General features: G+C 56.4%; 8 protein-coding genes. 5 read left to right on the forward strand and 3 right to left on the reverse strand.

The genetic code is table 11. From position 1 onward, the window contains the following. The first annotated feature begins 134 nt into the window (after positions 1 to 134). The 3 genes from J4D97_RS22490 to J4D97_RS22500 all read left to right on the forward strand — a co-directional run bounded on the left by J4D97_RS22490 (position 135) and on the right by J4D97_RS22500 (position 3,157). Positions 135 to 890: a ParA family protein gene (locus J4D97_RS22490; protein ID WP_243900473.1), complete on the forward strand. Its 756-nt coding sequence runs from the start codon at positions 135 to 137 to the stop codon at positions 888 to 890. Next, on the forward strand, positions 887 to 1,231 hold the full coding sequence (locus J4D97_RS22495; protein WP_208309546.1) for a hypothetical protein: 345 nt from the start codon (positions 887 to 889) through the stop codon (positions 1,229 to 1,231). The genes J4D97_RS22490 and J4D97_RS22495 overlap by 4 nt, the downstream gene beginning before the upstream one ends. A 720-nt stretch (positions 1,232 to 1,951) precedes the next feature. Beyond that, positions 1,952 to 3,157: a RepB family plasmid replication initiator protein gene (locus J4D97_RS22500; protein WP_208309547.1), complete on the forward strand. Its 1,206-nt coding sequence runs from the start codon at positions 1,952 to 1,954 to the stop codon at positions 3,155 to 3,157. A gap of 320 nt (positions 3,158 to 3,477) precedes the next feature. Here J4D97_RS22500 and J4D97_RS22505 read toward each other — a convergent pair whose 3' ends face one another. Together J4D97_RS22505 and J4D97_RS22510 are read right to left on the reverse strand one after the other, a co-directional pair. Further along, entirely contained in the window at positions 3,478 to 3,804 is a 327-nt protein-coding gene (locus J4D97_RS22505; RefSeq protein WP_208309548.1) for a nuclear transport factor 2 family protein, read from the reverse strand. Positions 3,805 to 3,929: 125 nt separating this feature from the next. Further along, complete coding sequence (locus J4D97_RS22510; protein WP_243900474.1) at positions 3,930 to 4,772, reverse strand: SDR family oxidoreductase; 843 nt, start codon at positions 4,770 to 4,772, stop codon at positions 3,930 to 3,932. Positions 4,773 to 4,862: 90 nt separating this feature from the next. On the opposite strand from J4D97_RS22510, the gene J4D97_RS22515 reads away from it, so the two are divergent. Beyond that, positions 4,863 to 5,171: a winged helix-turn-helix transcriptional regulator gene (locus tag J4D97_RS22515; RefSeq protein WP_243900475.1), complete on the forward strand. Its 309-nt coding sequence runs from the start codon at positions 4,863 to 4,865 to the stop codon at positions 5,169 to 5,171. Between the two features lie 480 nt (positions 5,172 to 5,651). Here J4D97_RS22515 and J4D97_RS24095 read toward each other — a convergent pair whose 3' ends face one another. Next, positions 5,652 to 5,735, reverse strand: coding sequence for a hypothetical protein (locus J4D97_RS24095; protein ID WP_432207230.1), 84 nt, complete (start codon positions 5,733 to 5,735; stop codon positions 5,652 to 5,654). Between the two features lie 332 nt (positions 5,736 to 6,067). On the opposite strand from J4D97_RS24095, the gene J4D97_RS22520 reads away from it, so the two are divergent. Further along, the gene (locus tag J4D97_RS22520; protein WP_347879387.1) at positions 6,068 to 6,511 is read left to right on the forward strand and encodes a LexA family protein; all 444 of its coding nucleotides are present in this window, start codon (positions 6,068 to 6,070) and stop codon (positions 6,509 to 6,511) included. Positions 6,512 to 6,771 lie beyond the last annotated feature (260 nt).

Genomic DNA, 6,771 nt, shown 5'->3' on the forward strand with positions numbered 1-6,771 from the left:
AACTCTATTTATGCTAATAACTCCAATAATTCGTGGAATTCCACGAATTATTGGAGTTATTAGCATAAATAGAGTTGTAGGTTTGTTCTGTATTTCATAAATCTGTAGTATTACATGTATTGTAAAAATTCTCTATGCAGACAATTTCTTTTGCTAATCATAAAGGCGGGGTGGGTAAGACAACTTCGACCCTAGCGGTTGCACAGTGCTTGGCAAGCCAGGGCAAGCACGTGCTACTGCTGGATTGCGACGCGCAGTGCAATCTTTCCATGTCTTTCTCGCTGACGCATGACAAGCACATAGGGCATCTGCTGACGGGGCAAAGTAGCTTAGATCAAGTAGTACAGCAGGTAGGAGCAGGGCTGTACCTTGTTCCGTCAATGCCCAAGCTCCACGATCTGGAGCGCGAATTGGCAGGGCAGCCGGGAAGTGACTTTGTGCTTCGGGAGGTGCTGGAATCAGTGGAGGGCATTGACTATTGCCTGATCGATACCCCCCCCAACTTGTTTACGCTGACCCATGCCGCGCTGACGGCAAGCAATGCAGTCTTTATTCCCACTCAGCCGGAATATTATTCCTTTGAAGGACTTGCTACGTTGCTGGAAACCTGTACGATGATCCGCAAGCGGGTAAACCCGAAGCTTATTCTGGGAGGTGTTTTTTTTACTAAATATTCACCTACGTATCGCAAAAGGCTCCACCATGATATGGTGGGTGTCATGCAGCAGCACCCGGAACTCGGGAAGCTTTTGATGAAAACTTCCATCCGGGAGAACGTCGCGTTGGCCGAAGCACAAATTCAGAAGGAAAGTGTGTATGACTACGCACCTACCAGCAATGGCGCCAGCGATTATATCTCTCTTACCAGCGAAATTCTTTCCCGACTATGAACAAGCCAAAATTCGGCAGTAATCTGCTATCCGTCAATGAGAAGTTAAGGAGCCTGCAGCCCGAAGACTCGCACCCGGTACCAGAACCAGTACCAGACTTGGCCGAAGAACCGCAGCAGGAGCAAGATCCTTGGGTTTCATTTACCGTGCACATCAAGCGCTCAACCTACATGCAGATCAAGCAAGCGGAATTTTGGGTGTCTGGCTTTGGCGAGATGCGTGAACACGCCGATATGGCGTGGCAGGAATATCTGTTGAAGCTACCGGAGTCGCAAAAAGCACTACCTGAAAAGGTACTGGAACGGTTGCTAAAAACCAGTAAAAAGCTTCAACAAAAATAGCATTAAAAAGCACAAAAGGCTTAATAAAACTAATTTGACATGTACTTTTTTATACTTTTTAAAGTTTACATCTACCGTTTTATAAGGGTACAAATCTCATTCTTTTCCCCTAGTGGAGCGGGTGGCACCTGTACTTTTTTATAATGTATGTATCTACACGAATCCATCCTATCCATGGCTTCGTGCTGACTGTACAGTGAAAGAACAACCAATTAGCCCTACTCGTAATGGGCCAAACCCCTTTTTTCATTACGAATATAAGATTTTGATAACTACTATCTTACATTGATCCTTACCTAAGTGAGATAGTTCTGAGTAGGAAGCCGTTACCTCTGAGATAGGAGTCCGTTACCTTTTGAGATAGGAGCTCGTTACCTCGTTGAGATAGTTTTGAAATAGGAAGGAATTACCTTTTGAGATAGTTTTTTATCTCACTCATCCAATTAAAAACCTGAGCTCTATTCCAACTTTATCTATTTATATTTATTATAATATTAAGGGTCGCATAACTATTTGAATATTAAGTATTTATGACCCTATTATAGGAGCCCGTTACCTCTGAGATAGGAGCCCGTTACCTCTGAGATAGGAGCCCGTTACCTCTGAGATAGGAGCCCGTTACCTCTGAGACAGGAGCCCGTTACCTCTGAGATAGGAGGTGAGATAATTTGCATTACTATCTAAAAGTGTTACTTTAGCCACTCGCTATGTAACCACCCGATGGCTAAGAAACAGTATCCTGGTACCACCTTCGAGAAAAACCGGAATCGTTGGAAAGCCCAAGTACGGATCAACGGCAAAACGAAGAGCATCGGCTACTTCGATACGCAGCCGGAGGCGTATGCGGCCGTCGTGGCCGCTAAGCAGGATATAGCCGCCGCTGTCGGCAACCAGCAGCTGCAGCAGGCCGAAAGTGACACGTATCGTCTCGAGATTCAGGACAACCGGCGCACCACGACGGTCGCCCAGAGCAACGTGCTGATCGAACACCCCTGGGCGATGACTTTGCTCGAAGCCCGCATCTTCGTGCTGTTGCTGCGCGGGCTGCGCCGCGACGAATCGGACAGCAAGCGTATTGTTATCCCGTTATCAGACTTAGTGGGTGACCAACCGATCGGCGGACGCGGCTATCAGTACCTGCACGTGGCGATGGACGGGCTCGATGCCATCCGCATCGACTTGCCCATGCCTAACCGCAAGAAAGACTACCACAAAGTCCCCCTGGTGCACTCGCTGAAGCTCGATAGCGGACAGGGAACCATTTCCGGCTACTTCTCCAATGACGTTATCCCGTACCTGACCAACCTGACCGAGAACTTCACCCTGGGCCAAGTGGCGGATTTGCTCAGCATCAAAAGCCCGAACACCCACAAGTTCTACTGGATCATGCAGATGTGGAAGTTCAAAAGCCCGCATACAGTTGATATTGAAACGCTGCGGGATTTAACAACCGGGGAAGCCTATCCCCAGTTTGCTGATTATCGCAAGTACGTGCTCAAGCCGTCGCTGGAAGAACTCAACACCCTGAACTTTGACATTTCCTACATCGAGAAAAAGAAGGGTCGTAGCGTAGATTCCATTGAGTTTCATATTCACTATAACGGTCCCAGCAAGCTGCAGCCCAAACAGCTGCAGCTCCAGCTGCCGGACACGCCCCTGCCCGAGCCGTCGCCTTCCCCCTCGCCATCCCCCCCCACCGACTTTCGCGGCCGCGTAGCGGGGCGGATGCGGAAGTTCAAGCTGGAAGAGTACCAGATTGAGCGTATTCTGGTGCTGACCGACAGCGAACTGCAAAAGCTGATGAAAGACACGCATCAGCTGTTAAAAGAATACGAGGCCGGCACCAAAGTCTTTGATAACATTGCCGCTGCGGCGATGAGCAAGATCAACAGCTTGTTTCCGCGCCTGTATCCTAAAGCCAAGTGAAGGGAGCCGCCCCAACGAGCCCCTGCTCAGCCCGAAAGAGAAGGCGAACTTGGTTGCTGCCCCCCTCACGTCCAGCTTGCTAGAGCGTGACGAGCGTAGCCGTGCGTCTGGTCCTGCAGGGAATGTGCCGATCAACTCTTCCGGCACCCTTCCGCCGATACCTACTTGGCCGTGAACGGGGCCAGCAAACCGACGACCTCACATCAATCACATCACCCGTGACTCAGCTGCATACTTACCGCGTACCCCCCGTGCGTTTGCAGTAAAGAACACCGGGTAGGCAGCCCTGCCTCAGAGTCCGTTACTAGCCTATGCAGCTGCTACCCGTGAATCCGCAGGTCGTGGATGAGCCCGCCATCGAGCCGGAAGTGGGCGCGCAAACACAACGGGCTGCCGGGAAAATCACCGGTTACCCGCAACGTGACGACGGTTTCGTCGGTGCCGGGCTCGGCATGGGTCACCTCCTGCGTAAAGGGCGTGGCCTGCTGCGTGCGGGTCAGCCAGGCCCCAATCTCGTCCCGGCCGCTGTAGTGCTGGCCGTCGTCGTGTACATGGGCACGGGGGGCGAAGCAGTGCAGGGCAGCGGTCGTATCATTGGCCTGCACGGCCTGCATGTACGCGGCAATTGGCGAGGGTAAGGGAAGCATAATAGTAGGGCGTTTAAGAAGGGTAGGGGGTGTTTTCGGCTTTGCGTCGAACGTGGCGGGAGGGAGTTAGGCAACGCGAAGCCGCAACCGGCCTCGCGCCCTAGAACGTAACAAAACGGCCCGGCTTATACCGTGGGCAAGGTTCCGCCGTCGATGACGAATTCGGTGCTCGAGAGGTAGGCCGCGCGGCCTGACACCAGGAACGTCACCAACTCAGCCACCTCCTCGGGGTAGGCGGGCCGGCCCATCGGGATGCCGCCCAGCGAGTCCATCAAGCCCTGCAGGGCCGTGGCGTAGTCGCTGCCAGCCTGCGCGGCCAGGCGCTCGACCAGGCGCTCCGCCGCCTCGGTCTGCACAAAGCCGGGCGATACGGTAAGCACCCGCACCCCTTTGGGTGACACCTCCTGGGCCAGTCCTTTGCTATAGGTGACGAGGGCCGCCTTGGCGGCCGAGTACGCCAAGGAGGCAGCAAAAAGCGGCATCTTACGCAAAATGGAGCCGACGTGCACGATAACGCCCGCGCCCTGCCCGAGCATACCCGGCAGCAGGCCCCGATCGAGGCGCACGGCCGGCAGCAGGTTTACGTTCAGCTCCTGCGCCCAATCCTCGTCGGTGAGGGCCGCGAATCCCCCACTGGGGGATGCTGAGCATCCCACGTTGTTGATCAGGATATCAACGCCGCCCCAGCGGGCTGCCAGGGCGGCCAGCAGCGCGGCGACGCCGGCCGATGTACTTAGGTCGGCGGCCAGGAAGTTGGTGGTGTCATCGTCTTCGGGGGCCGTGCGGGCCGTGACGATAACCTGAGATCCGGCGGCGCGCAGGCGATCAGCAATGGCTTTGCCCGCGCCCTTGGTGCCGCCCGTGATGAGGACGCGCTTGCCAGTGAGGCCTTCATCGGCCAGTAGGAACGCCGCAGCAGTGGTTGGAGTAGTTAGACATAAAAACGAGAAGTGATGTACCTTTAGCAAAGGTCCGTGCCGCCGCCGGGCGCGGCAATACGGGATTTTGCAATCCCTACCCCCTTGCTCGTCTGTTCACGCTCCTCACGCTGCCTCCCCATGTACGAACGCAAAATTCCTCTCAACCTGGACTGCGGCCTCGACCTGCTGCGGGAGGTACTGGGCGGCAAATGGAAGATGAGCCTACTCTATTTCGTGGCCCAGGGGCTGCGCCGCCCCAGTCAGCTGCACCGCCGGCTGCCCGATGCCACGCGCCGCGTGCTGACCCTGCAGCTCCGGCAGTTGGTGGACCACGAACTGCTGCGCAAAGAGGACTTCTCGCAGCAGACCCGGCACGTGGAATACCACCTCACCCCCCCTGGGAGAGTCGCTGCTGCCGCTGCTGGTGGCCTTGGGCGAATGGGGTGATACCCACCAGGAGCAACTCCGGCGCGTGATTACCGGAGTCACGCAAGGCACGCTCACGCAAAGCTAACGGCCGGCAAACAACAGCTTTTCCTTCTCGGCGCAGCCTCTGCGGAGTTATTCTGCATTGCCGCGGCCGCTTACGTGGTCGCGGCAACTTCTTTTTCCACGAGGAATACGGGAGGAGAGTGAGCCCCACGGGCTACTGCATTATGCTTCTGCAGATTCCCTCTCCACGATAAGGCGCGAGCTCAAGTCCGAGCCTGGGGCATCGGTGAGCGCGTCGTCGGAGAAGGGTACCTGTTCGTCTACCGGATATCCTGCCGCAAGAAGCCGCTCGATCTCCTGACTGTTGCCCGCTTTCACGGCGACCACCAACTGAAGCCCTGCGACGACATCGGCGGTCGCCTACTGTTGCGCCTCAAGGCACCGGGCGATTCTCAGAAATCCGTCGGCGCGGGCCATGTCAAGGGCGGTCTGCCCCTAATGGTTGACAATGGTCATCCGGGCGCCGCGCTGCAGGAGCCGTTCGACTACCGCCGCGTGCTTGTGTAGGACCGCGTCCATGAGCGGCGTGGGGGGCTGCTGCCCGGACTCATTCAGGTCGTAGGCCACAGCGCCACATCGTGCACGAGGTAGACTAGGCAACCCAGACGGGCTTTATCGTGGTCGATTGCCACGACTACAACCCAATGGAGTTTCTACGGCTGGAAGTCGACTGACACTCGCCCGGGGCATCAGTCTCAGCAAGTGCTAGCCCAGGACAAACTGCACCAGCATCGTATCTCGCACGTGCTCCAGCCACTGTTGCGCTGCCTCCGGTGTCTGCATCTTCTCCGCCGGCAGCGGAAAGAGGGGGACTGCATTGCTGCCTTCCCCAAAGTAAAGAACTACTCAACGTGGGTAGCCCCACCACCACCCTGTGCCTGCCCTTGTTCGCTTGTCTCGTCCCCGCGGGATTTCCTTCGCCGGCCTCCGATGAGCTGGAGGAGCTGTTCGATCTGAACCGGCTGCTATTTCGCCACCCCGAGGCCACGTACCTGGTACGCGTAAGCAGGGAGAGCATGCAGGGTGCTGAAATCCACGCCGGTGATCTGCTCGCTGTTGATAAACACCTGGAAGCTGATCACAACCACATCGTAGTGGCCGTCGTCGAGGGCGAGTGCACCGTCAAGCGCCTCGTGCGCCGCGGAAGCAGTTGGTGGCTGCAGGCGGAAAACCCGGCTTACCCCGACTACGAAATTACCGAGCCCGAAAACCTGCGCATCTGGGGCGTCGTGACCCACGCGGTGCACGTGCTAATCCCCGGCAAGCTCACGGCCCTGTTGCGCAGCCGCGACTAAACGGGGAGAGGGTGAGTCGTGCCCTGGTGCATGGCCACTCGGCTAACACCCCACCATAACCATACCCGCACTGGCTCACCCTCTCGCTACTTCCCCTCATGTACGGGCTCGTCGACGGCAGTCTCCTGCGAGCGGGTCTTCCAGCCCCGCCTCGACGGCTGCCCCGTCGTGGTGCTGAGCAACAACGATGGCAACGTGCGACCTGTTGCCTGCGAACTACCTAAGCAGGCGTTCTTTAGCTCGGGCTGAAGAATAACTAT

The organism is Hymenobacter defluvii, assembly GCF_017589435.1.
GTDB lineage: Bacteria > Bacteroidota > Bacteroidia > Cytophagales > Hymenobacteraceae > Hymenobacter > Hymenobacter profundi.

Excerpts from the sequence above, each read along its gene's own strand:
- J4D97_RS22490 (WP_243900473.1), top strand. The coding sequence starts at position 135 with ATGCAGACAATTTCTTTTGCTAATCATAAAGGCGGGGTGGGTAAGACA.
- J4D97_RS22495 (WP_208309546.1), top strand. The coding sequence starts at position 887 with ATGAACAAGCCAAAATTCGGCAGTAATCTGCTATCCGTCAATGAGAAG.
- J4D97_RS22500 (WP_208309547.1), top strand. The coding sequence starts at position 1,952 with ATGGCTAAGAAACAGTATCCTGGTACCACCTTCGAGAAAAACCGGAAT.
- J4D97_RS22505 (WP_208309548.1), bottom strand. The coding sequence starts at position 3,804 with ATGCTTCCCTTACCCTCGCCAATTGCCGCGTACATGCAGGCCGTGCAG.
- J4D97_RS22515 (WP_243900475.1), top strand. The coding sequence starts at position 4,863 with ATGTACGAACGCAAAATTCCTCTCAACCTGGACTGCGGCCTCGACCTG.
- J4D97_RS24095 (WP_432207230.1), bottom strand. The coding sequence starts at position 5,735 with ATGGACGCGGTCCTACACAAGCACGCGGCGGTAGTCGAACGGCTCCTG.